A 23,931-nucleotide genomic window follows, 5' to 3' on the forward strand; every position below is an offset into this window, starting at 1 on the left:
CGCGATGAGGGAAGAAATACCGCCGTAGGATACCGCGAGGCCGAGCGGAAGAAGCGCCTAGAAGCCGCAGAGCGCGGCCAGGTTTTCCCAGTGGATCTGCATTTCCGGCGTGGTGTAGCCCCAGAACGCCAGGCCCAGGACGGCAACCAGGGCCAGCGCGCCAGCCGCGCGCCAACCGCGATGGCGGCGGGCGGCGGATGCGGAGCGAGTCGCAGGGTTCATGGACGTCTCAGGCCGTGGCCGGCTGGGCAACCGGCTGCTCGCGCACCGGCAGGCACAGCAGCGCCGCGATAATGGCCAGCGCCACGCCCAGCCACCAGACGGCATCGTAGTTGCCGGTCTTGGCGTAGGCATATCCACCCAGCCACACGCCGATGAAACTGCCCAGCTGGTGTCCCAGGAAGACGATGCCGGACAGCGTGGCCGCATAGCGCAGGCCGTAGATCTGGCCGATCAGGCCCTGCGTGAGCGGCACGGTCCCAAGCCAGAACAAGCCCATCCACGCGGCGAAGGCGTACAGCACCCAGGGCGACAGCGGCATCCAGAGCAACAGCAGGATGCCGAAGGCGCGCATGCCGTACACCACGGCAAGGAGCCGCTTCTTGCTGTACTTGCCGCCCAGCTTGCCGGCATAGAACGAGCCCAGCACGTTGAACAGGCCGATCAGCGCAATGGCGGTCGCGCCCTGCCCCGCGCTCAGGCCGCCGTCCGTGACGTAGGCGGGCAGGTGCAGCGTGATGAAGGCGGTGTGGAAGCCGCAGACGAAATAGCTCCAGAACAGGAAATGGAACGAGGGGTGGCGCACCGCCTGCTTGACCGCCGAGGCCAGCGACTGCTGCGACCCGGTATGGGCTTGCGGACGACCGCGCAGGAAATACGCCAGGGGCGCGCCGCAAGCGACGAACAGCGACAGCACCCACAATGCGCCCGGCCAGTCCAGGCCGCTGATCAGCACCTGCCCCGTGGGCACCACGGCGAACTGCCCCAGGGAGCCGCCAGCGCTGGCGATGCCCATCGCCGTGCTGCGGTAGGCGGGCGGCACCGCGCGCGCCACCACGGGCAGGATCACCGGAAAGGTCGTGCCGGCCTGTCCCAGCCCGACCAGCACGCCGGCGGTCAGATAGAGCGTGGCTTCATCGGTGGCGAAGCGCGTGCCTATCATGCCCAGCATGTACAGCACCGCGCCCAGGGCGATGGTGCGGCCCGAACCGTAACGGTCGGCCAGGATGCCCATGAAGATACAGGCCACGCCCCACACCAGGTTCTGCAGCGCGAAGGCCATGGAGAACACTTCGCGTCCCCAGCCCTGCGCCAGCCCCATCGGCTGCATGAAGAGCCCGAAGGTGGCGCGCACCCCCATCGCGAGCAGCACCACCAGCGTGCCCACGATCAGGGTACGGGTGAAATTCGTATCGGTTTGGTTAGACATGAAACCCGTTTTTCGTTGTTTTGGTTCGCCGCCCCCTCCACGGGACGGTCCGGCGCGCAGCGCAGGACCCGGACATCATATACAAATAGCCTCCGCGCTCCGGCAATAGCCCCGTTGGGCGCCGGGTCCGGCGGGCCGGGTTGCGGACAGCGGATTTGGGGCTTGCGCCGGCTGCTGATAGACTTGCGTCCTGCGCCGAAGCCCGTGCCCCCAGTGATAAACTCAGGGCCGAAAGATTCGTAGCGATATCAAGGCCTTAGCAAGCAAACGCGGTCACTCGACCGGCCTTGCCGCCTGATCAGCAATAGTCTCGCCGTAGTTAAATGGATATAACCGGCCCCTCCTAAGGGTCAATTGGTGGTTCGATTCCACCCGGCGAGGCCATCTCTGGCGTCGGTTCCGACGCCTTCCTTCCCAGCCCCCCCTATTCGCCCGAAGCCTTGCCCTTTGTGAGCACGTCTTGTCCTGATCTGCCCATGGACAAAAACCTCGCGCGTTCAGCCAGATGAGGGTTAATCCGGGCTACGCTCACGCGCGGCCTGCCGTTAGCTTCTCGAACTTGTCTTGTGACGAATTGAAGCTGCGTCAATACGTCACCATTATTTTTTTGGACGATGATAGCAAATCGCCTTGCGCACAACTTGAAATTGCTGTTTAAATTCGACGCGTAAGCCTCTAATTCATCTGGACTTTTTCTGGCCCGACGAAACGCCGGCTTAAGAAACATTTACTGACAGACTGACAAGCCAGCTCAAACCATGGCATTTCCCTGGAAACGTGCGATTGCGAACGCGATAGCGCCTGTGGCGCTGGCGGTGTGCGCGCTCCTGCCCCCCGCCGCGCAAGCCGCGAAGAATACGGACCCTTGCAAGACCAACGCCAAATCGTCGGCCTGCAAGGCGCAACAAGCGAAGAAGGCTCCGGCCCCCAAGGCCAGCTCCGGCAAGAGCGCCTCGGGCAAACAAGCCGCCTCCTCCGCGAAAACTCCCCCCAAATCCTCCTCCGGCAAGAAAGCCGCCGCCCCCAAGGGCGGCAAGCAGGTCGCCGCCAAGGGCACGCCGCCCAAGAAGGGCGCGGCCGCCGGCAAGAGCGGCAAGCCGAACAAGCCGTCGCGCGCGCAACGCGCCGCCGCTGCTGCCGCGGTCGGTTCGGCCGCCATGCCGCCGCCCGCCTCCTCGGTGCGCGCCGAAGCCGCCGCCCTGCGTTCCACTACCGCCTATGTGCAGGATCTGGAAACGTCCACGGTCATCTTCGCCAAGAACGAAAACGTGGTGCGCCCCATCGCTTCGATCTCGAAGCTGATGACCGCGGTCGTCGTGGTCGACGCCAACCTGCCCATGAACGAAATGCTGGAGATCACCGACGAAGACGTCGACGGCCTCAAGCACACCACCTCGCGTCTGCGCGTGGGCACCAAGCTGTCGCGCGGCGACATGCTGCACCTGGCGCTGATGTCGTCCGAAAACCGCGCCGCCAACGCGCTGGGCCGCCACTATCCGGGCGGCCTGCCCGCCTTCGTGGCCGCCATGAACGCCAAGGCGCAGGCGCTGGGCATGACCAGCACCCGCTTCATCGAGCCCACCGGCCTGTCCAGCGACAACGTCTCGTCGCCGCACGATCTGGCCCGACTGCTGCGCGCCGCCTCCCAGCGCCCGTTGATCCACCGCTACTCCACCGATACCGAGTACGACGTCGAGGTCAACAACCGCACGCAGACCTTCCGCAACACCAACCTGCTGGTGCGCAAGCCCGACTGGGACATCAAGGTGTCCAAGACCGGCTACATCAACGAAGCGGGCGAATGCCTGGTCATGCTGGCCCGCATCAACGGCCGCGACCTGGCCATCGTGCTGCTGGATTCGCAGGGCAAGCTCTCCCGCATCGGCGATGCGGTGCGCATCCGCCGCATCGTGCAGAACGAAGTGGCGATGGCGTCGATCCAGTCTGGCGGCTGAACACCCGCCGCGCTACGCTGCCACATGAGCAAAGGGCCCGAAAAATTCGGGCCCTTTGTTTTTTGGCGCCGCGGCGGCGTCAGTGTTGGCGGCCTACGCGGCCTTGCGTTTGGGGCGCAGGGGCTGGGCGTCGTACAGCGTGGGCGGCAGGCCTTCCAGCACTGCTTGCGGGTTGAGCGAACGGATCGGCACGGCCGCGTCCAAGGGGATTCGGCCCTCTGCCTGCAGCAGTTGGTAGCGCAGGCAGCACACGCGCAGAAATGAGGTGAAATTGGCGGCCTCGCCGCGATACTCGATCAGTTCGTCGTACAGACGTTCGATCAGCTGCGTCACGCGCATGCCGTCGCGGCCGGCGATTTCTTCCAATACTTGCCAGAACAGCTGTTCCAGCCTCAGGCTGGTAGCCACGCCATGCAGCCGCAGCGAACGGGTTTCGGGCGCGTAGGACTGCTCGCTGGCGCGGATGAAGATTTCACACATGGGAGCTCCTGGAACTCGGGACTGGGCCTGGGGCCTGGGCCGGGATGCCTACGGCTGACTGTACGCCGTTTGCCGCGGCCCGGGCAAGCTGCGGGAGGCCGGCCTCTTTCTGCAACCACACGTTTCCGGCATCGGCGGGCAGCCCCCTCGGTTGATATAAATCATGGTCGGGAAAGCGTCCACGTTCGAGCATAAGGAATCTTGATCAGACTTCGGAGGCAGTGATGGATAAAACCATGAAAGCAGCGGTTGCACGAGCATTCGGCAAGCCCCTGGCAATCGAAGAAGTCGCGGTGCCGCGCCCGGGTCCGGGCGAATTGCTGGTAAAGATTGAAGCCTGCGGGGTCTGCCACACCGACCTGCACGCGGTCGAAGGCGACTGGCCCGTCAAGCCCAACCCGCCCTTCATTCCCGGCCACGAAGGCGTCGGCCACGTGGTTGCGGTGGGCGCGGGCGTGACCCATGTGAAGGAAGGCGACCGCGTCGGCATTCCCTGGCTGTATTCCGCCTGCGGGCATTGCGAGCATTGCCTGGGCGGCTGGGAAACGCTGTGCGAAACGCAGAAGAACGCCGGCTACTCCGTGAACGGCGGCTTTGCCGAATACGCGCTGGCTGATGCCAACTACGTGGGCCTGCTGCCCAAGAACGTCGGTTTCGTCGAGGTAGCGCCCGTGCTGTGCGCCGGCGTGACCGTGTACAAGGGCCTGAAGATGACGGACACCCGTCCGGGCAACTGGGTGGTGATTTCCGGCATCGGCGGATTGGGCCACATGGCGGTGCAGTACGCCAAGGCCATGGGCCTGAACGTCGCGGCTGTGGACATCGACGACGCCAAGCTGGACTTCGCCCGCCGCTTGGGCGCCGAGGTCACCGTCAACGCCAAGACCACCGACCCGGCCGCCTACCTCAAGCGCGAGATCGGCGGCGCGCACGGCGCGCTGATCACGGCGGTATCGCCCAAGGCCTTCGAGCAGGCGCTGGGCATGGTGCGCCGCGGCGGCACCGTGGCGCTTAACGGTCTGCCGCCGGGCGACTTCCCGCTGTCGATCTTCGACATGGTGCTCAATGGCGTCACCGTGCGCGGCTCCATCGTGGGCTCGCGCCTGGACCTGCAGGAATCGCTGCAGTTTGCCGAAGAGGGCAAGGTGCACGCCACCGTCGCCACCGAAAGCCTGGAGAACATCAACGACGTGTTCGACCGCATGCGGCGCGGCCAGATCGAAGGCCGCATCGTGCTCGATTTCGCCTGATATCCAAGCCGCAAGGAAAAAGCGCCAGGGCCGCAAGCTTGCGGCCCTGGCGCTTTGTGGCTTGGAAGATCAGGGCGTGATCTTCGTGCCCAGCACCGCCAGGAATTGCGACATCCAGGCCGGGTGCGCGGGCCAGGCCGGCGCCGTCACCAGATTGCCGTCGGTGTAGGCCTGGTCGATGCCGATCTCGGCATAGGTGCCGCCCGCCAGGCGCACTTCCGGGGCGCACGCCGGATAGGCGGAGCAGGTGCGGCCCTTCAGGATCCCGGCCGCGGCCAGCAGTTGCGCGCCGTGGCAGACCGCCGCGATGGGCTTGCCGGCCTTGTCGAAGGCGCGCACGATGTCCAGCACCTTTTCGTTCAGCCGCAGATACTCCGGCGCGCGGCCGCCCGGAATCACCAGGCCGTCGTAGGACGACGGCTCGACGCGGTCAAAGTCATAGTTCAGCGCGAAATTGTGGCCGCGCTTTTCGGTGTAGGTCTGTGCGCCTTCGAAGTCATGGATCGCGGTGGCGATGGTGTCGCCCGCTTTCTTGTCCGGGCATACCGCGTGCACCGTGTGCCCCACCGTCAGCAGGGTCTGGTACGGCACCATGGTCTCGTAGTCTTCGGCGTAGTCGCCGACCAGCATCAACAGTCGCTTGCTCATGTTTGTCTCCCAGGGATGGCGGAAAGCCGGTTCGGGCCACGTGGCCGGGTTCCGGTTCTTGATCTACGCCCCTATTGTGACGCCGCCATCGGCCAGGGTGGTGGTATGGGAATACCACGCCCACGCAAGCCCGCCTTACTCCAGAGCGACGGACACGCCCTTGGCGCCCAGCAGCGTGACCAGCACCTTGGGATCTATGCCGATCAGATACCCGCGCCGCCCGCCGTTGATGTAGACCACCGGGTAGTCCAGCACTTCGGCCTCGACCCACACCGGCATCTTCTTGCGCGTGCCGAAGGGCGAGGTGCCGCCCACCTGATAGCCCGAATGGCGCTGCGCCACCTCGGGCTTGCAGGGCTCCACCCGCTTCAAACCGGCTTGGCGCGCCAGGTTCTTGGTGGAGACTTCGCGGTCGCCGTGCATGACCACGATCAGGGGCTTGGCGGACTCGTCCTCCATCACCAGGGTCTTGACCACCGCATGCGGATCCAGGCCCAACTGGCGCGCGGCTTCGCCCGCGCCGCCATGGTCGACGTAGTCATAGGTGTGCTCCGTGTACGCCACCTTGTTCTGCTTGAGGAACTGGGTGGCGGGCGTCTCGGAAACGTGGCGGGCTTTGCTCATGGTTATGCGTGAAAGAGGAATTTCGAAGCGGCGCGTGCAGCGCTAGCCGCGAGGATGGTGCGTCGCGTGCAGCGCCTTCAGGCGTTCGCGCGCGACGTGCGTGTAGATCTGCGTGGTGGAAATGTCGGCGTGGCCCAGCAGCATCTGCACCACGCGCAGGTCGGCGCCGTGGTTCAGCAGATGCGTGGCGAAGGCGTGCCGCAGCACGTGCGGCGACAGCGGCGCGCGCACGTCCGCCAGCAGGGCATATTTCTTCACCAGTTGCCAGAACGCCTGGCGCGACATGGCTTCGGCCCGGCCAGTGATGAAGAGCGCATCGCTCACGCGTCCAGCCGCCAGCTCCGGCCGCGCGGACTTCAGGTAGCGGTCGATCCAATGGGCCGCCTCGGCGCCCAGCGGCACCAGCCGGTCCTTGCCGCCCTTGCCCAGCACCACCCGCACCACGCCTTCGTTCAGGCTCACGTCCAGCGTGCGCATGCCCACCAGCTCGGATACCCGCAAGCCCGTGGCGTACAGCGTTTCCAGCATGGCGCGGTCGCGCAGGCCGCGGGCCTCCTCCAGGTCGGGCGCGCGCAACAAGGCGTCCACCTGCTGCTCGGACAGAGTCTTGGGCATGCGCGGCGGCTGCTTGGCGGCGATCAGCGTCAGGCAGGGATCGCGCTCGGCGCGGTGTTCGCGCAGCGCCCAGGCGTAAAAGCGGCGCAACGCGGCCAGCCTGCGGTTGGCGGTGGTGGCGCGGGTTTCTTCGTGGCGGAAGGCGAACCAGGCTTCGATGTCGGCCTTGCCGGCATCGCGCAGAGCTTTGGCGGGTCCGGCGGGCAGGACGTGGGCCTGCGCCGCATCGCCGTGGCGGTCGGCCATTTCGCGCGCGTAGGCTTCGGGATCTTCCAGCCAGCGGGCAAAGCCCGTCAGATCGCGCCGGTAGGCCGCCAGGGTGTTGGCCGACAGGCCGTCTTCCAGCCAGACGGCATCGATGAAGGCGTCGATATCGGCCTGGGATTCAAGCGGGGGGCGGATTGCGGACATGGCTGGATTCTACGGCTCAGCGTCCGCCCACGCCTGCGGCGGCGGACTTCAGCCAGCTCTCGAAGAGCTTGAGCGCCTCGGAGCGTTCGCTGCGCTGCGGATAGCCGAAGTAATAGCCCTGGCTGACCGATAGCGATTGCGGCACAGGCATCGCCAGCGTGCCTTGGTCGAGCGCGGGCTGGGCCAGGAAACGCGGCATCAGCCCGACTCCCAGGCCGGCCTGCACCGCCGCCATCACCATGGTGAAAAGCTCGTAGCGCGGCCCGCCGGCGGCGTGCGGACCATAAAGATGGCTGTTGGCCGCGTACCACTGGCGCCAGGCGTCCGGCCGCGAAGCCAGGTGTAGATGGGTCATGCCGGACAAGGCGCTGGCCCCCGGTTCCGCCGCCCGCGCCGCCAGCTCTGGCGCGCAAACCGGCACCAGTTCGCGCTCGGGGAACAGCAGCACGCCCTGGGTGCCTGGCCACAATCCGTCCCCGTGATACAGCGCGCCGTCGAAGGGCTGGTCCTTGAACTGGAACGGCAGCGTGCGCACGGACAGGCTGACCGTGATGTCGCCGTGCTCGCGCTGGAAATCCGCCAGGCGCGGGATCAACCAGGTCGTCGCCAGGGTGGGCACCACGGCGATATGGATGCTGCGGCCCATGCCCGTGCGGCTGACCAGGCCGAAAGTGTCTTTTTCGATCTGGTCCAAATGGTGGCGGATGCGGCCGGCGTACTCCGCTCCGTGATCGGTCAGCACGATGCGCCGGCGCACCCGCGTGAACAGCTGCACGCCCAGGCGCGCCTCCAGGCTGGCCACTTGGCGGTAGACGGCGCTATGCGTCAGGGACAATTCCTCGGCGGCGCGGGAAAAGCTGCCCAGCCGGGCCGACGCTTCAAACGCCTGCAGGGCGCTCAGGTTGGGAATGCCGTTTCTCATATCGCGGGAACCGCCAGGTGCCGGCGGGCGCCGCCGCTGCTGCGCCGCTCGGATCTTGCCGCGGCGCAGCATGGCAGGTCGTGCCGGTGGGTCAATAGATTGTGCAATTTTATCAATTGCATTGTGCGATCAAGGAACATTATGCTCGGATGTCCTAACCTCGGCTCATCATGACTACCACCCCCATGTCCCAGCAAGAATCCCGCCTTGGCGGTCACATCCTGGTCGACCAGCTGGTTGCGCAGGGCGTCAAACATGTTTTCTGTGTTCCCGGTGAAAGCTATCTGGCGGTGCTGGACGGCCTGCACGATGCGGACATCAAGGTCACGGTGTGCCGCCAGGAAGGCGGCGCGGCCATGATGGCCGACGCCCATGGCAAGCTGACCGGCGAACCTGGCATCTGCATGGTGACCCGCGGCCCGGGCGCGTCCAACGCGCTGGCGGGCGTGCACATCGCCAAGCAGGACTCCACCCCCCTGATCCTCTTCGTCGGCCAGATCGAGCGCGGCATGCGCGAACGCGAAGCCTTCCAGGAAATGGATTACCGCGCCGTGTTCGGCACGCAGGCCAAGTGGGTCACCGAGATCGACCAGGTCGAACGCATCCCCGAACTGGTTTCGCGCGCCTTCCACATCGCCACCTCGGGCCGTCCCGGCCCGGTCGTGATCGCGCTGCCCGAAGACATGCTGGTCGAAGCCGCCAAGGTCGCCGACGCGCCACGCTACGAAGTCATCGATTCCGCCCCCACCGCCGGCCAGCTGGCCGACCTGGAAAAGCTGCTGGCCGAGGCCAAAAATCCGGTCGCCATCCTGGGCGGCACGCGCTGGGACGCCCGCGCGGTGCAGCAGTTCGCCGATTTTGCGCAGCGCCACGCGCTGCCCACGGCCGTGTCCTTCCGCCGCCAGATGCTGTTCCCGGCCGACCACCCCTGCTTCATCGGCGACGTGGGTCTGGGCATCAACCCCGCGCTGCTCAAGCGCGTCGCCGATGCGGACCTGATCCTGCTGGTCGGCGGCCGCATGTCGGAAAACCCCAGCCAGGCGTACACCCTGCTGGACATCCCGGTACCCAAGCAGAAACTGGTGCACGTGCACCCCGACACCGCCGAGCTGGGCCGCGTCTACCGCCCCACCCTGGCCATCAATACTTCGCCCGCCGCCTTTGCGCAGGCGCTGGGCGGCCTGAAGGCGCCGGCCCAGCCCGCCTGGGCCGCCGACACGCAGGCCATGCGCGAGTCGTATCTGAAATGGAGCGATCCCAGCGCCATCACGACGCCGGGCGCGCTGCAAATGGGCCAGGTGATGGCCTATCTGGAAAAGACGCTGCCGGCCGATGCCATCATGACCAACGGCGCCGGCAACTACGCCACCTGGCTGCACCGCTTCCACCGCTTTACGCGCTACGGCACGCAGCTGGCGCCGACGTCGGGCTCCATGGGCTACGGCCTGCCCGCCGCCGTGGGCGCCAAGCGCGTGTCGCCCGACAAGACCGTGGTCTGCTTCGCTGGCGACGGCTGCTTCCTGATGCACGGCCAGGAATTCGCGACCGCGGTGCAATACGACCTGCCCATCGTCGTGGTGCTGGTGGACAACGGCATGTACGGCACGATCCGCATGCACCAGGAAAAGCACTACCCCGGCCGCATTTCCGCGACCGATCTGAAGAATCCGGATTTCGCCGACTATGCGCGCGCCTTTGGCGGCCACGGCGAACGCGTCGAGACCACCGAGCAGTTCGGCCCGGCCTTCGAACGCGCCCTGGCCAGCGGCAAGCCGGCCATCCTGCACTGCTTCATCGATCCGGAAACCATCACCCCGGGCACGACCCTGGAAAAGATCCGCGACGCAGCGCTCAAGGCGCAGCACTGAAGGCGGGACGGAACGGCGGCGCCGCGCGCCGGCCGTTCCATTCGCCGCTTGCCGCCCGAATTATTTTAGGTTTAAACTTTCTAGCATTCCGAAATCCATAGCGGAGACCCAGCATGTCCTCGAATCCTTCCTTTCACTGGCAAGACCCCCTGTTGCTGGACCAGCAACTGACCGAAGAAGAACGCATGGTGCGTGACGCAGCCTACGCCTATGCGCAGGACAAGCTCGCCCCGCGCGTGCTGAACGCGTTCCGCAACGAACAGACCGACCCGGCCATCTTCTCCGAAATGGGCGAACTGGGCCTGCTGGGCGCCACCATCCCCGTCGAATACGGCGGCGCCGGCCTGAACTACGTCAGCTACGGCCTGATCGCCCGCGAAGTCGAACGCATCGACTCCGGCTACCGCTCCATGATGAGCGTGCAGTCGTCCCTGGTGATGGTGCCGATCAACGAATTCGGCAGCGAAGCGCAGAAGCAGAAATACCTGCCCAAGCTGGCCCGCGGCGAATGGATCGGCTGCTTCGGCCTGACCGAACCCAACCACGGCTCCGACCCCGGCGGCATGGAAACCCGCGCCGTCAAGACGTCCGACGGCTACAAGATTTCCGGCAACAAGATGTGGATCACCAACTCCCCCATCGCCGACGTCTTCGTGGTGTGGGCCAAGTGCGTCGGCGGCGACTTCGACGGCAAGATCCGCGGCTTCATCCTGGAAAAGGGCATGAAGGGCCTGTCGGCCCCCGCCATCCACGGCAAGGTCGGCCTGCGCGCCTCGATCACCGGTGAAATCGTCATGGACGAAGTGGAAGTGTCCGCCGACCAGATGATGCCCGGCGTGTCCGGCCTGAAGGGTCCGTTCACCTGCCTGAACTCGGCCCGCTACGGCATCGCCTGGGGCGCCGTGGGCGCCGCCGAAGCTTGCTGGCACACCGCCCGCCAGTACACGCTGGACCGCAAGCAGTTCGGCCGCCCCCTGGCCGCCAACCAGCTGATCCAGAAGAAGCTGGCCGACATGCAGACCGAAATCACGCTGGCCCTGCAAGGCTGCCTGCGTCTGGGCCGCATGAAGGACGAAGGCACCGCCGCCGTCGAAATCACCTCCATCATGAAGCGCAATTCCTGCGGCAAGGCGCTGGACATCGCCCGCCTGGCGCGCGACATGCTCGGCGGCAACGGCATCTCCGACGAATTCGGCGTGGCCCGCCACCTGGTGAACCTGGAAGTGGTCAACACCTACGAAGGCACCCACGACGTGCACGCCCTGATCCTGGGCCGCGCGCAGACCGGCATCCAGGCGTTCTATTGATCGTCTGACTGGTTGCAAGCCCCAAAAGGCCGCCCCTCGGGGCGGCCTTTTTATTCGCCGGCGCCACATGGCCGCCGATACGCCCCGCGCATTGCCGAAAGCCCGTATAGGCGAGCCGTGGTACTCGCCGTACGCTTTGCGGCATCGGCCAGGCACCGGGCCGGGCGCTCCCGCGCCTTGTCGCGTGTCCCGACCAGGTTTCCCCCCAAGCCCAGGAGCCGCGCATGCAAAGCTGTCCCACCCTCCGCCTGATGACGGGCATCGCCATGGCGTTCATGGCCCATGGCGCCTACGCCGTCACCACCCTCACGATGACCACCGAGTACCCGGCCACCTCCATGCCCGGACAAGGCGTATCCACCTTTGCCGAGCTGGTCCGCGCCAAGACGGCGGGCAATGTCGTCATCGACGCCAGCTACGACGCGTCCAAGGGGATCAAGTCGGCCGACATGATCGATGCGGTGCAAGCGCGCAAGGTGGATGCGGGCGACGCCTTCGCCGGCGCGCTGGCGGCCAAGTATCCCTTGTTCGGCGTGTCGTCCCTGCCCTTTCTGGCGGACTCGCTGTCCAAGGCCCGCAACCTGAACAAGGCCGCCCGCCCCGCCTATGAGAAGCTGTTGGCGGCGCATGGGCAGAAGCTGCTCTACACCACGCCGTGGCCCGCGTCCGGCATCTGGTCCAAGCAGAAACTGGACAGCGTCGCGGCCTTGAAGAAGCTGAGCATCCGCACCTACGACGCCACGTCGCAGGACGTCATGCAGAAGGCCGGCGCACGCGCGCAGAACATCTCCTTCGCGGACGCGATGCCGCTGATCGCCTCGGGCGAGGTCAACGCGGTGCTGTCCTCAGGCGACGGCGGCGCGGGCCGCAAGCTCTGGGAGCACCTGCCCAACTTCGCGGAGATCAACTACGCCATGCCGATCTCGGTGGCGACGATGAACCTGCAGGCTTACCAGGCGCTGGATGCGCGCACGCGCCGCGCCATCGACCAGGCCGCGGCGCAGACCGAAACCGAACAATGGAAGCGCATCGACGGCCGCCTGCAGCAGAACTACGCCAACATGCGCAAGAACGGCGTGGCAATCAATACGTCGGTGCCCCTGCCCGTGCAGCGCGCGCTGAAGGATGCAGCGGCGGACTCGGTCAAGAACTGGAAGGCAGCGGCCGGTCCTGAAGCCGCCGCCATCCTGAAGCAGACAGGCAAGCGCTAGACGGCCATCCTCAGTTTTCGCCGGACAGATCGAACAGGCTGGTCGCGTCCAGTTCCAGCACGCCTTCGTCGTGCTGGTTCAGGACCGTCCAGGCCCAGGTGATGATGCCCAGGTCCGGACGCGACGACGAGGTGCGCACGCCCTGCACGCGCGCTTCCAGGCGCAGGGTGTCGCCCGGACGCACCGGCGTGCGCCAGCGCACCTCGCCCAGGCCGGGCGAACCAAAGGATTCGGAATCGTGCAGCGCCGCGTCCACGGCCATGCGCATGGCCAGCGCGCAGGTATGCCAGCCGCTGGCGATCAGCCCGCCCCAACGGCCTTCGGAGGCGCGCTTGGGATCCGTGTGGAACCACTGGGGATCGTACTTGCGTGCGAACTCCAGGATTTCGGCTTCCGTCAGGGTGACCGGACCGCCCTTGATGACCATGCCGTCCTTGAACTCGGCGAACTTCATTTTGTGGATTCCCCCCGCAAATGCAATCGGCGCGCCAGCGCGCGCCGATTGCCACGCATGTTTGTGGATTCAGTACGTTTCGAAATGCAGGCGCCCTTCGCGGCGCAATGCATCATGCAGGATAGACCAATCCTGGCCCGCCTGCATCGTCACGTCGCGCAGGGCGTCCAGCACGCCCACTTCCATGCCCTTCAAGCCGCACACGTAGATGCAGGTATTGCGGTCCGCCAGCAGTTCGCGCACCACGCCCGCGCGGTCGCGGATCAGGTCCTGCACGTAACGCTTGGGTTGCCCGGCTTCGCGCGACAGCGCCAGATTGATGTCGATGAAATCGCGCGGCAGCTTCATCAACGGCCCGAAATACGGCAGCTCGCGCTCGGTGCGCGCGCCGAAGAACAGCAGCAGCCTGCCGTTCTCGCCGGTCTCGATGCGGCGGCGGTAGCGTTCCGTCATGGCGCGCATGGGCGCCGAACCCGTGCCGGTGCAAATCATGATGAGATTGGCACGGGGGTGGTTGGGCATCAGGAAAGTATGGCCGAACGGTCCGATCACCTGCACCTTGTCGTTCTTGGCCAGGTCGCACAGGTAATTCGAACATACGCCGTGCGCGGCGGCGCCCGCATGATCCTCCGTGACGCGTTTCACCGTCAGCGAGAGATTGTTATAGCCGGCCCGTTCGCCGTCGCGCGGACTGGCCAAAGAATACTGGCGCGCGTGATGCGCCCGGCCCTGCGCATCCACACCCGGCGGCAGGATGCCGATGGACTGCCCTTCCAGCACGGGAAACGGCAGGTCGCCGAAGTCGAGCACGATATGGTGGATATCGCTTTCCGTGTCGGCGCCGGTCACGCGGTAGTTGCCGACCACGGTGGCAGTCATGGGCGTCTTGTGCGTGTACAGGTTGACGTAGGGATGGGCGGCGGACCACGGCGGGACCGTCGCACCGGGCGCGGTTGACGGCGCGGGCGCGACAGGCTGCTGCGCATCAGGCTCGCCGCCGGCGGGCGCGGCGGCGGCCGTTTCCGGCAATGCCTTCTCTCCCGGCAGTTCTTCCCAGCCCAGCTGTTCCTGCACGCCGTAGGCTTCGGCGCGCACCATCAGCCGCCAGTTGTCGATGGCCCCGGTGGGGCAAGGCGGCACGCAGGCCATGCAGCCGTTGCAGATCTCGGGATCCACCACGTAGTTGTTCGAGTCGTGGGTGATCGCCTTGATAGGACAGGTTTCTTCGCAGGTGTTGCAGCGGATGCAGATCTCGGGATCGATCAGGTGCTGCTTCAGGACTTCTGCTGGTAAGGGAGCGTTCATCTCGGTCTTCCCCATGCTCCGGTAGGCGGCCGCGAATGCGGCCGCCGCCCCGCTTTAGTTGAAACGGACGTACTCGAAATTCACCGGCTGGCGGTTGACGCCCATGACGGGCGGCGCGATCCAGTTGGCGAACTTGCCCGGCTCGGTGACGCGGCCCATCAACGACGCGACGAAGGCGCGGTCCTCGGGCGTGGGCAGCCATTTGTGGCTGTTGGCCTGCCATTGCGATTCGGACAGGATCTCGCCTTCGGGCGACATGCGGATGCCGGCCAGCGTGCCGATCTGGCGGTTGAAGGCCTTGTGCGGCACTTGCAGGCGGAACGGCAAGCCGCTCTTTTCGATGACCTTGTTCCAGCGGCCGATGCCAGCGACCGAGTCGCGGATGAAGTCGTCGCGCAGCACTTCGTTCAGGGCGTTCAGCATCGGCACCTCGATCTCGCGCAGCTTGCCGTTTTCCACGGTCAGCACGCGGTAGGTGTCGTTCTTCAGCTGATGGTCGTCGGTGCGCTTGCTCTCTTCATAGCGGCCCTTCAGGCCCGAGCCGTAGAAGATGGCGGCGTTGGACGACTGGTCCGCGCCGAACAGGTCGATGGTAACGCTGTAGTGGAAGTTCAGGTAGCGTTGGATGGTGGGCAGGTCGATCACGCCAGCCGCGCGCACGCTGGCCGGATCATCGGTCTTCAACTGGTTCATGACCTCGCAGGTGCGCTGGATGACGCGAGAAATGCCGGATTCGCCCACGAACATGTGGTGCGCCTCCTCGGTCAGCATGAACTTGGTGGTGCGCGCCAGCGGATCGAAGCTGGACTCCGCCAGCGCGCACAGCTGGAACTTGCCGTCGCGGTCGGTGAAGTAGGTAAACATGTAGAAGGCCAGCCAATCAGGCGTCTTCTCGTTAAACGCGCCCAGGATGCGCGGGTTGTCGGAATCCCCCGAGCTGCGCTGCAACAGCGCGTCCGCCTCTTCGCGGCCATCCCGGCCGAAATAGCGATGCAGCAGGTAGACCATGGCCCACAGGTGGCGGCCTTCCTCGACGTTGATCTGGAACAGGTTGCGCAAGTCGTACTGCGAGGGCGCGGTCAGGCCCAGGTGGCGCTGCTGTTCGATCGAGGCCGGCTCGGTATCGCCCTGCGTGACGATGATGCGGCGCAGGTTGGCGCGGTGCTCGCCGGGCACGTCCTGCCAGACGTCGCGGCCCATGTTCTCGCCGAAGTGGATCTTGCGCTGGCCGTCCTGCGGCGCCAGGAAGATACCCCAACGGTAGTCCGGCATCTTGACGTGGTCGAAGTGCGCCCAGCCGTCGGGCTGCACGCTGACCGCCGTGCGCAGGTAGACGTCGAAACCATGGGAGCCGTCTGGCCCCATGTCCTGCCACCACTGCAGGTAGTTGGGCTGCCAGTGTTCCAGCGCGCGCTGCAAGGTGCGGTCGCCGGACAGATTGACGTTGTTGGGGATCTTATCGGTGTAGTTGATGCCAGACATGTCTCGCTCCTGTTCTTTGGGATGGCCGCGGTCGCGCGGCGCGGTGTCGCGGGGCCGTCAGACCCGGTTCCAGTCGAATGCGGCTTGCTCGCCCTTGCCGTAGAGCTTGAGCGCGCCCTTGTCGCCGGCGGCGTTGGGGCGATTGAAGATCCAGTTCTGCCAGGCGGTGAGGCGGCCGAAGATGCGGGTCTCCATCGTCTCCTGTCCGCCGAAGCGCAGGTTGGCTTCCAGTCCGGTCAGGGCGTCGGGCGACAGCGCGCGGCGCTCCTCCAGCATCATGCGCACCTCGTCGTCCCAATCGATGTTGTCCGGCGCATAGGTGATCAGGCCCAGATCCAGCGCATCGGTGGCCGACAGCGGCTGGCCGGCGCGCGCGCGCACCGCTTCCAAGGGCGCTTCTTCTTCGTAGAAGCGGCGCTGCAGGCGGCTCTGGCCGTTGACCAGCGGATAGGCGCCGAAATTGCGTTCGCCCACCACGATCTGCGCGGGCGCGGATTCGTCTTCGTTGTCCAGCATGTAGCTGCGGTCGGCGGCCAGCGCCAGTTCGAGCAGGGTGCCGGCAAAGCAGGAACCCGGCTCGATCAGCGCGAACAGGCTGCGCGAGGTCACGTCCAGGCGCGCCAGCGTGCGGCGCAGCATGCCGGCGGTTTCGCGCACGAACCAGTGGTCAGCATGCTGCTGCAGAGCGGCATCGGCAGCCAGCACCAGCGCGGCATCGCCCTCGGTCTTGATGATCCAGGTGCCGATGTCCAGCTCGTTGGTGCGCATCGACAGGATGGCGTCGTCCAGTTCGCGCGCCATCTGTAGCGGCCACCAGGCCGCGCCGGCCGCGACTATGTCCTGCAGTTCGGTCTGCACCGCGCCCTCGGGCGCGCGCACCGTCCAGGTGGCCTGGCGCCTGTCGCGGTCCAGTTGGATATCCACATAGCGGTAGGACAGGCCGTCGGCGCTTTCCGTGCGCTGCACCGGCGTCAGCGCGATGCCCTGCTCGCCCGCCGGGCGGTCGCTGCCCTGCGCCAGCGCCTGCGCGCGTTCGCGCACGGCCTCCTCGAAGCGGGCCGGCTTGACCACGTCGTCCACCAGGCGCCAGTCCTTGGCGCGCTGGCCGCGCACGCCTTCGACCAGGGTGCAGAAGATGTCGGCGTGGTCGTGGCGCACGCGGCGCTTGTCGGTCACGCGGGTCAGGCCGCCGGTGCCGGGCAGCACGCCCAGCAGCGGCACCTCGGGCAGCGCGACCGCGGACGAGCGGTCGTCGATCAGCATGATCTCGTCGCAGGCCAGCGCCAGCTCGTAGCCGCCCCCGGCGCAGGCGCCGTTGAGCGCGGCGATGAACTTCAGGCCGCTGTGGCGGCTGGAATCTTCAATGCCGTTGCGGGTTTCGTTGGTGAACTTGCAGAAGTTCACCTTCCAGGCGTGCGAGGACAGGCCCAGCATGAAAATATTGGCGCCGGAACAGAAGATCCGGTCCTTCATGCTGGTGACGACCACGGTGCGCACTTCCGGGTGTTCGAAGCGGATACGCTGCAAGGCGTCATGCAATTCGATGTCCACGCCCAGGTCGTAGGAATTCAGCTTGAGCTTGTAGCCGGGACGCAGTCCGCCGTCCTCGGCAACATCCATGGCCAGCGTGGCGACCGAGCCGTCGAAGCTCAGGCGCCAGTGGCGGTACTGCTCGGGGTCGGTCCGGAAATCAACCCGGTTGAGGGTGCTGCTCATAGTGTGTCTCCTCGAACGCCTGCCAAAACAGGAAAAATACTGCGCTACATGAATTATTGTGCAGATTAGAGGACAAAAAAAGCCCCGTCAAGCGGGGCATGCATAAAAATGCATATTGCCGGTCTGGCCAGCATCGAATCCGCCTATAGCGGCAGGCCGCAGGCCTTGCGTACCTGGGTGCGCAGGCCGGCAAAGCTTTCCTGCACGTCCAGGTTGCTGGTGACCCACGTGAGATCGGCTTTGGCGTAGAAGGCTTCGCGCCCGGCCAGGATGCGCTTGAGGTCGGCCATGGCCTCGTTGTTACCCGACATGGGACGGAAATCGCCCTGCGCCATGACCCGGCCCATGTGCTCCTCGGGGGTGGCGCGCAGCCATACCGTGTAGCAATGCGCCAGCAACAGGTTCAGGGTGGCGGGCTCGGACACCAGCCCGCCCGGCGTGGCCAGCACCATTTCCGGGTAGATCTGCACGGCCTCTTCCAGCGCCCGCCGTTCGTAGCGGCGGTAGGCGTTGGGGCCGTACAGATTGTGGATCTCCAGGATGCTGCACCCGGCCACGCGCTCGATCTCGCGGTTCAGCTCCACGAAGGGGTAGCCCAGGTCATCGGCCAGCATCTGGCCCAGCGTGGACTTGCCCGCGCCGCGCAAGCCGATCAGCGCCACGCGCTGCGTGCGGTTGGGACGCTGCGCCCCCGCCCCTACGCCGAACAGCTGGGTCAGGGCCTCGCGCGCGCGCTGCAGGTCGGATTCCGTGCGGCCGCTGAGCAGCTCGCGGATCAGCAGCCAGTCGGGCGATTCGGTGGTGACGTCGCCCACCAGTTCGGCCAGTGCGCAGTTGAAGGCTCGGGCAATCTGCAGCAGCACCAGGATGGACGCATTGCCCACCCCATGTTCCAGATTGGCCAGGTGGCGTTCCGATACGCCTGTCACCTGCGACAGGCCTTTGCGGGTCATGCCGCGTATGGCCCGCAGGCGGCGCACCCGCTCGCCCAAGGCCACCAGGAACGCTTCCCGCCTGGGTTCGGATGGCGCCGCGTCTAGCGCTTGATTCATGTTTACGTGACTCCGCAAAAACCCTGATTACCACGTTTTATGCACTATAGTGCTTGACCATAATCAATGGAAGCACTATTTTTCCATTCAATCAGTCCAAAGCGCCTCATGTGCAAAAAAGCAGCAGTCGATTTCATGTCGATTCTGAAGCGCCGACAGTGTAAAGGAGGAGCCCGGTGAGTACGCCTGATCAATTCCATGCCCTGATGCGCGAGGTCACGCGCCTGACGCAAGGCCAGCCGCTGGACGCGGCGCTGCAGGAAAGCCTGAACCGCGAGGCCGGTCCGCAAAGCGCCCTGTTCCAGGAGATATACGCCACCTGCAGGCAGGGCGTGGCCGAGGGCTGGATGTGCAGCCGGGAAGGCGGCGGCATCCGCTACGGCCGCGTCATCAAGCCGGCGCCCGACCTGGCGGACTGCTCGGTGGACGTGGTGGACATGAACGATCTTGCCGGTCCGCACCACGCGCACCCCAATGGCGAGATCGACATGATCATGCCGCTGACCGAAGGCGCCAGCTTCGACGGCCACGGCGCCGGCTGGCTGGTCTACGGCCCCGGCAGCGCACACAGCCCAACCGTGAGCGGCGGCCGCGCGCTGGTGCTGTACCTGCTGCCGGGCGGCGCCATCGATTTCACGCGGTCCTAGCGCCCGCCCCGCCGCCAGAAAAAAACACATAGCGCGGCTTCCACCCCACAGGACATCAGGAGACAACCGTGAACGCCTGTCCCGCCGAACTCAACTTCGCCAGCCACCTGGCGGCGCTGAATGCGCCGCGCGCAGCCAAGCCAGCCTACATCGACGACACGCGCCAGATCAGCTACGGCGAACTGGCGGAACGGGTGGCGCGCATGGCCGGCATGCTGCGCCAACTGGGCCTGCGGCGCGAGGAGCGCATCCTGCTGCTGATGCAGGACACCGTCGATTGGCCGGTAGTGTTTCTAGGCGCGCTGCATGCGGGCGTGGTGCCGGTGGCCGTGAACACCCTGCTCACCGCCGACGACTACGCCTACATCATCGGCCACAGCCGCGTACGCGCCGTGTTCGCATCGGGCGCCTTGCTGCCCGTGGTGCAGGCCGCGCTGGCGCAGGCCCCCGCCGACGTCGAGCACCTGGTGGTGTCGCAGCCCGCCGGCCCCTTGCCCGAGGGCGCGCGCGAATTCGAAGCGCTGCTGGCCGCCGCGCCCCTGGCGCCGGCGGCGCGCACCCTGTCCGACGAGATTGCGTTCTGGCTGTATTCGTCCGGCTCCACCGGCAAGCCCAAGGGCGTGGTCCACACCCACGGCAATCTCTGGCACACGGCCGAACTCTATGCCAAGCCCGTGCTCGGCATACGCGAGGACGACGTGGTGTTCTCGGCCGCCAAGCTGTTCTTCGCCTACGGCCTGGGCAACGGCCTGACCTTCCCGCTGTCGGTGGGCGCGACCGTGATCCTGATGGGCGAACGCCCCACGCCGCAGGCGGTCTTCAAGCGCCTGACGCAGCACCGGCCCACCGTGTTCTACGGCGTGCCCACGCTGTATGCCAGCATGCTGGCCTCGCCCGACCTGCCGGCGCGCGAACGGGTCGCCATGCGCATCTGCACGTCCGCCGGCGAAGCGCTGCCGCGCGACATCGGCGAACGCTACACGCGCCACTTCGGCTGCGAGATCCTGGACGGCATCGGCTCCACCGAGATGCTGCACATCTTCATTTCCAACCAGACCGGGCAGCTGCGCTACGGCACCACCGGCAAGCCCGTGCCGGGCTATGAGGTGCAGCTGCGCGACGAGAACGGCGCCCTGGTGCCGCCCGGCGCCATCGGCGACCTCTACATCAAGGGTCCCAGCGCGGCGCTGATGTACTGGAACAACCGCGACAAGACGCGCCAGTGCTTCCTGGGCGATTGGCTCAAGAGCGGCGACAAATACACCTGCGACGCGGACGGCTACTACACCTACGCCGGGCGCAGCGACGACATGATCAAGGTCAGCGGCCAGTACGTGTCGCCGGTGGAGGTCGAGAACATCCTGGTGCAGCACGAGGCCGTGCTGGAAGCGGCCGTGATCGGCGTGCCGGACCACGACGGGCTGGTCAAGACCAAGGCCTATGTGGTGCTGCGCCCCGGCTTCGAGCCCAACGCGCAGACCGGGGCCGCGCTGCAGAACTACGTGAAGCAGCATCTGGCGCCGTTCAAGTATCCGCGCCAGATCAATTTCACGGAAGAACTGCCCAAGACGGCCACCGGGAAGATACAGCGCTTCCGCCTGCGTCAGCTGGAAGAGGCCACGCTATGAACGCCTGTGCCGTGGCCGAGACCGTGTTCGCCGAATTCCATGCCGGCGGACGAGACCTGCGGCTGGAATGCCAGTGGATCGGGGCCGATCGCCCCGGCGCCCCGCTGCTGATATTTCTGCACGAAGGGCTGGGCTCCGTGTCCATGTGGAAGGACTGGCCACTACGCGTCTGCGAGGCAGCCGGTTGCCGCGGACTGGTGTACTCGCGCTACGGCTATGGACTGTCGACACCGCGGCCGCACGCAGAAAAGCGGCCGGCGGACTTCATGCACACCGAGGCGCGCGACGTGCTGCCCGCGCTGCTGCGCGCACTGAGCGTGGACGCCAGGCGCGACAAGCCGGCGCTGTTCGGCCACAGCGACGGCGGCTCGATCGCCCTGCTGTATGCGGCGATGCATCCGGACGCCGTCGCCGGCGTGGTCGCCGCCGCGCCCCATATCCTGGTCGAAGACGTATCGGTCGCCAGCATCGCGCAGGCGCGTCAAGCCTACCTGGACACGGACCTGCGCGCCCGGCTGGGGCGCTATCACGCGGACCCGGATTCGGCGTTCTGGGGCTGGAACGACATCTGGCTGGATCCGGCTTTCCGCCGCTGGAATCTGGACGACTACCTGTCCCGCATCGCCTGTCCGGTGCTGGCCATCCAGGGCGTGGACGACGAATACGGCACCTTGGCGCAGATCCGCGGCATACGCCGGCTCGCGCCCCAGACCGAACTGCTGGAACTGCCCGACTGCGGCCACTCGGCGCACAAGGATCAGCCGGCCCGCGTTATCCAGGCCGTCGCCGGTTTCGTCGGCGGCCTGGCACAACCCCGCTGACCCCGCGTCGGCCCATAACAAGCACGGAGACTAACCATGAACCACGCCCTGACCCGGGCTGCGCTCGCCGCGGCTCTGACGCTCGCCGCCACCGGCGCCCAGGCCGCCGACAAGATCAAGGTCGGCTTCATGCTGCCCTACAGCGGCACCTATGCCGCGCTGGGCAACGCCATCGAGAACGGCTTCAAGCTGTATGTCGCGGAGCAAGGCGGCAAGCTGGGCGGACGCGAGATCGAATACTTCAAGGTGGACGACGAGTCCAACCCCGCCAAGGCCGCCGAAAACGCCAACCGCCTGATCAAGCGCGACCAGGTGGACGTGCTGATCGGCACCGTGCACTCGGGCGTGGCGATGGCGCTGGCCAAGGCCGCCAAGGATGCCGACACCACGCTGATCGTGACCAACGCGGGCGCCAACGCCATCACCGGCCCGCTGTGCGGCCCGGGCATCTTCCGCACCTCGTTCACCAATTGGCAGCCTGCGTACGCCATGGGTCCGGTGGCCTTTGCCAAGGGCCACAAGACGGCCGTCACCATCACCTGGAAATATGCGGCCGGCGACGAGGCCATCGGCGGCTTCAAGGAGGGCTTCGAGAAGGCCGGCGGCAAGGTCGTGAAGGAACTGAGCCTGCCGTTTCCCAACGTGGAATTCCAGCCGCTGCTGACCGAGATCGCGGCGCTCAAGCCCGACATGGTGTTCACGTTCTTTGCGGGCGGCGGCGCCGTGAAGTTCGTGCAGGACTACCATGCCGCGGGCCTGGGCAAGACCATCCCGCTGTATGGCTCGGGCTTCCTGACCGACGGCACGCTGGAGGCCCAGGGCGCTTCGGCGCAAGGCCTGCTGACCACGCTGCATTATGCCGACGGCCTGAACACGCCGCGCGACAACGCCTTCCGCGCCGACTACAGCAAGGCCTACAAGGCGCAGCCGGATGTCTACGCGGTGCAGGGCTATGACGCGGCGCAGCTGATGCAGTCGGGCCTGGCCGCGGTGAAGGGCGACTTCGCCAAGAAGGAAGACTTCCGCAAGTCCATGCGCGGCGCCACGGTGGACAGCCCGCGCGGCCCCTTCACGCTGTCCAGCGCGGGCAACCCCGTGCAGGACATCTACCTGCGCCGCGTCGACGGATTGGAAAACAAGGTCGTGGATGTCGCCGTGAAGAAGCTGGCCGATCCGGCCCGCGGCTGCAAGCTCTGACCACAATCCGCCACAGGGAGGCCCCATGGACATCAGCATCCTGCTCATCCAGAGCCTGAACGCTTTCCAGTACGGCTTGCTGCTGTTCCTGGTGGCCAGCGGACTCACGCTGATCTTCGGCATCATGGGCATCATCAATCTTGCCCACGGCAGTTTCTACATGATCGGCGCGTACATGGCGTTTGCGCTGGGACCGGCCGTCGACCGCTGGCTGGGCGGCGGCTTCCTGGCCACGCTGGCGGTCTGCGTGCTGGCGGCCGGCGCCCTGGGCTACCTGCTGGAAGCCGCGTTCTTCAGCTACCTGTACAAGCGCAACCACTTGCAGCAGGTGCTGATGACCTACGGCCTGATCCTGGTGTTCGAAGAGCTGCGCAGCATCCTGGTGGGCAATGACGTGCACGGCGTACCCCTGCCCGCCTGGCTGCAGGGCAGCATCGCGCTGGGCGACGTCATGACCTATCCGGTCTACCGGCTGTTCATCTCGGCCGTCGGCATCGCGGTGGCGCTGCTGCTGTACTGGGTCATCACGCGCACGCGGCTGGGCATGATGCTGCGGGCCGGCGCCAGCAACCGCGAGATGATCGGATCGCTGGGCATAGACATCAACAAGCTCTACCGCCTGGTGTTCGCGGCGGGCGTGGCGCTGGCGGCCCTGGCGGGCAGCATCGCCGCGCCGGTGTCCTCGGTCTACCCCGGCATGGGCAACGGCGTGCTCATCATCTGCTTCGTGGTGGTGGTGATCGGCGGCATCGGCTCGATCCGCGGCGCCTTCCTGGCCGCGATGCTGGTGGGCGTGGTGGAAACCTTCGGCCAGGTGCTGTTCCCGTCCGCGGCGGGCGTGCTGGTGTACCTGCTGATGGCCTTCATACTTCTTTGCAAGCCCGAAGGGCTGTTCAAGCAGGGCTGACC

22 protein-coding genes and 1 tRNA gene are annotated in these 23,931 nt (G+C 66.3%); 11 read left to right on the forward strand and 12 right to left on the reverse strand.

Annotation, left to right across the window (positions count from 1 at the left end):
- Positions 1-57 precede the first annotated feature (57 nt).
- Together ACM1PE_RS20825 and ACM1PE_RS20830 are read right to left on the reverse strand one after the other, a co-directional pair.
- Positions 58-222 carry a hypothetical protein gene (locus ACM1PE_RS20825; RefSeq protein WP_165867845.1) on the reverse strand — a complete coding sequence of 55 codons (165 nt, stop codon included), beginning with the start codon at positions 220-222 and terminating at the stop codon, positions 58-60.
- 7 nt (positions 223-229) lie between these two features.
- Positions 230-1,429 carry an MFS transporter gene (locus ACM1PE_RS20830; RefSeq protein WP_419340827.1) on the reverse strand — a complete coding sequence of 400 codons (1,200 nt, stop codon included), beginning with the start codon at positions 1,427-1,429 and terminating at the stop codon, positions 230-232.
- 309 nt (positions 1,430-1,738) lie between these two features.
- Between ACM1PE_RS20830 and ACM1PE_RS20835 the strand changes: the two genes are divergently transcribed.
- Both ACM1PE_RS20835 and pbpG read left to right on the forward strand, forming a co-directional pair.
- A tRNA-Arg gene (locus ACM1PE_RS20835) sits at positions 1,739-1,813 on the forward strand.
- A 374-nt stretch (positions 1,814-2,187) separates the two neighbouring features.
- On the forward strand, positions 2,188-3,384 hold the full coding sequence (gene pbpG / locus ACM1PE_RS20840) for a D-alanyl-D-alanine endopeptidase (RefSeq protein ID WP_059380181.1): 1,197 nt from the start codon (positions 2,188-2,190) through the stop codon (positions 3,382-3,384).
- Positions 3,385-3,477: 93 nt separating this feature from the next.
- Here the strand turns inward: pbpG and ACM1PE_RS20845 are convergent, their stop codons facing one another.
- Entirely contained in the window at positions 3,478-3,864 is a 387-nt protein-coding gene (locus ACM1PE_RS20845) for a ribbon-helix-helix domain-containing protein (protein WP_054451398.1), read from the reverse strand.
- A gap of 224 nt (positions 3,865-4,088) precedes the next feature.
- On the opposite strand from ACM1PE_RS20845, the gene adhP reads away from it, so the two are divergent.
- Positions 4,089-5,114 (forward strand): alcohol dehydrogenase AdhP, encoded by a 1,026-nt coding sequence (adhP, locus tag ACM1PE_RS20850; protein ID WP_054451403.1) that lies wholly within the window; start codon positions 4,089-4,091, stop codon positions 5,112-5,114.
- Between the two features lie 69 nt (positions 5,115-5,183).
- Here the strand turns inward: adhP and ACM1PE_RS20855 are convergent, their stop codons facing one another.
- From ACM1PE_RS20855 to ACM1PE_RS20870, 4 genes are all read right to left on the reverse strand, one after another.
- Positions 5,184-5,762, reverse strand: coding sequence for a DJ-1/PfpI family protein (locus ACM1PE_RS20855; RefSeq protein ID WP_054451405.1), 579 nt, complete (start codon positions 5,760-5,762; stop codon positions 5,184-5,186).
- 135 nt (positions 5,763-5,897) lie between these two features.
- The gene (gene ybaK / locus ACM1PE_RS20860) at positions 5,898-6,386 is read right to left on the reverse strand and encodes a Cys-tRNA(Pro) deacylase (RefSeq protein ID WP_118932766.1); all 489 of its coding nucleotides are present in this window, start codon (positions 6,384-6,386) and stop codon (positions 5,898-5,900) included.
- A gap of 42 nt (positions 6,387-6,428) precedes the next feature.
- Positions 6,429-7,412 (reverse strand): site-specific tyrosine recombinase XerD, encoded by a 984-nt coding sequence (gene xerD, locus ACM1PE_RS20865; protein WP_251881141.1) that lies wholly within the window; start codon positions 7,410-7,412, stop codon positions 6,429-6,431.
- A gap of 16 nt (positions 7,413-7,428) precedes the next feature.
- Positions 7,429-8,334, reverse strand: coding sequence for a LysR substrate-binding domain-containing protein (locus ACM1PE_RS20870; protein ID WP_192353351.1), 906 nt, complete (start codon positions 8,332-8,334; stop codon positions 7,429-7,431).
- 185 nt (positions 8,335-8,519) lie between these two features.
- On the opposite strand from ACM1PE_RS20870, the gene ACM1PE_RS20875 reads away from it, so the two are divergent.
- The 3 genes from ACM1PE_RS20875 (at position 8,520) to ACM1PE_RS20885 (ending at position 12,720) form a co-directional block, all read left to right on the forward strand.
- Positions 8,520-10,202, forward strand: a complete 1,683-nt coding sequence (locus tag ACM1PE_RS20875) for a thiamine pyrophosphate-binding protein (protein WP_419340828.1) — start codon at positions 8,520-8,522, stop codon at positions 10,200-10,202.
- A 113-nt stretch (positions 10,203-10,315) separates the two neighbouring features.
- Complete coding sequence (locus ACM1PE_RS20880) at positions 10,316-11,509, forward strand: acyl-CoA dehydrogenase (protein ID WP_054451413.1); 1,194 nt, start codon at positions 10,316-10,318, stop codon at positions 11,507-11,509.
- Positions 11,510-11,733: 224 nt separating this feature from the next.
- Positions 11,734-12,720 (forward strand): TRAP transporter substrate-binding protein, encoded by a 987-nt coding sequence (locus ACM1PE_RS20885; protein WP_059380184.1) that lies wholly within the window; start codon positions 11,734-11,736, stop codon positions 12,718-12,720.
- 10 nt (positions 12,721-12,730) lie between these two features.
- Here ACM1PE_RS20885 and ACM1PE_RS20890 read toward each other — a convergent pair whose 3' ends face one another.
- The 5 genes from ACM1PE_RS20890 to ACM1PE_RS20910 all read right to left on the reverse strand — a co-directional run bounded on the left by ACM1PE_RS20890 (position 12,731) and on the right by ACM1PE_RS20910 (position 18,729).
- Positions 12,731-13,174: a MaoC family dehydratase gene (locus ACM1PE_RS20890; protein ID WP_059380185.1), complete on the reverse strand. Its 444-nt coding sequence runs from the start codon at positions 13,172-13,174 to the stop codon at positions 12,731-12,733.
- A gap of 69 nt (positions 13,175-13,243) precedes the next feature.
- Positions 13,244-14,479, reverse strand: a complete 1,236-nt coding sequence (gene boxA, locus ACM1PE_RS20895; protein ID WP_419340829.1) for a benzoyl-CoA 2,3-epoxidase subunit BoxA — start codon at positions 14,477-14,479, stop codon at positions 13,244-13,246.
- Between the two features lie 54 nt (positions 14,480-14,533).
- Positions 14,534-15,961, reverse strand: coding sequence for a benzoyl-CoA 2,3-epoxidase subunit BoxB (gene boxB / locus ACM1PE_RS20900; protein ID WP_419340830.1), 1,428 nt, complete (start codon positions 15,959-15,961; stop codon positions 14,534-14,536).
- A gap of 57 nt (positions 15,962-16,018) precedes the next feature.
- Complete coding sequence (gene boxC, locus ACM1PE_RS20905) at positions 16,019-17,677, reverse strand: 2,3-epoxybenzoyl-CoA dihydrolase (protein ID WP_419340831.1); 1,659 nt, start codon at positions 17,675-17,677, stop codon at positions 16,019-16,021.
- Positions 17,678-17,820: 143 nt separating this feature from the next.
- Positions 17,821-18,729: a helix-turn-helix transcriptional regulator gene (locus ACM1PE_RS20910; protein ID WP_059380188.1), complete on the reverse strand. Its 909-nt coding sequence runs from the start codon at positions 18,727-18,729 to the stop codon at positions 17,821-17,823.
- Positions 18,730-18,905: 176 nt separating this feature from the next.
- On the opposite strand from ACM1PE_RS20910, the gene ACM1PE_RS20915 reads away from it, so the two are divergent.
- From ACM1PE_RS20915 to ACM1PE_RS20935, 5 genes are all read left to right on the forward strand, one after another.
- Positions 18,906-19,376, forward strand: a complete 471-nt coding sequence (locus tag ACM1PE_RS20915; RefSeq protein WP_059380189.1) for a DUF4863 family protein — start codon at positions 18,906-18,908, stop codon at positions 19,374-19,376.
- A 68-nt stretch (positions 19,377-19,444) separates the two neighbouring features.
- Positions 19,445-21,004: a benzoate-CoA ligase family protein gene (locus ACM1PE_RS20920; protein ID WP_419340832.1), complete on the forward strand. Its 1,560-nt coding sequence runs from the start codon at positions 19,445-19,447 to the stop codon at positions 21,002-21,004.
- A complete protein-coding gene (locus ACM1PE_RS20925; protein WP_419340833.1) occupies positions 21,001-21,825 on the forward strand; it encodes an alpha/beta fold hydrolase in 825 nt (274 codons plus the stop codon). The genes ACM1PE_RS20920 and ACM1PE_RS20925 overlap by 4 nt, the downstream gene beginning before the upstream one ends.
- A 36-nt stretch (positions 21,826-21,861) precedes the next feature.
- Positions 21,862-23,022: an ABC transporter substrate-binding protein gene (locus tag ACM1PE_RS20930; RefSeq protein ID WP_419340834.1), complete on the forward strand. Its 1,161-nt coding sequence runs from the start codon at positions 21,862-21,864 to the stop codon at positions 23,020-23,022.
- Positions 23,023-23,047: 25 nt separating this feature from the next.
- A complete protein-coding gene (locus ACM1PE_RS20935; RefSeq protein ID WP_042794742.1) occupies positions 23,048-23,929 on the forward strand; it encodes a branched-chain amino acid ABC transporter permease in 882 nt (293 codons plus the stop codon).
- Positions 23,930-23,931: the final 2 nt, after the last annotated feature.

This window comes from Achromobacter sp. PD1 (assembly GCF_048541815.1).
GTDB lineage: Bacteria > Pseudomonadota > Gammaproteobacteria > Burkholderiales > Burkholderiaceae_B > Achromobacter > Achromobacter bronchisepticus_A.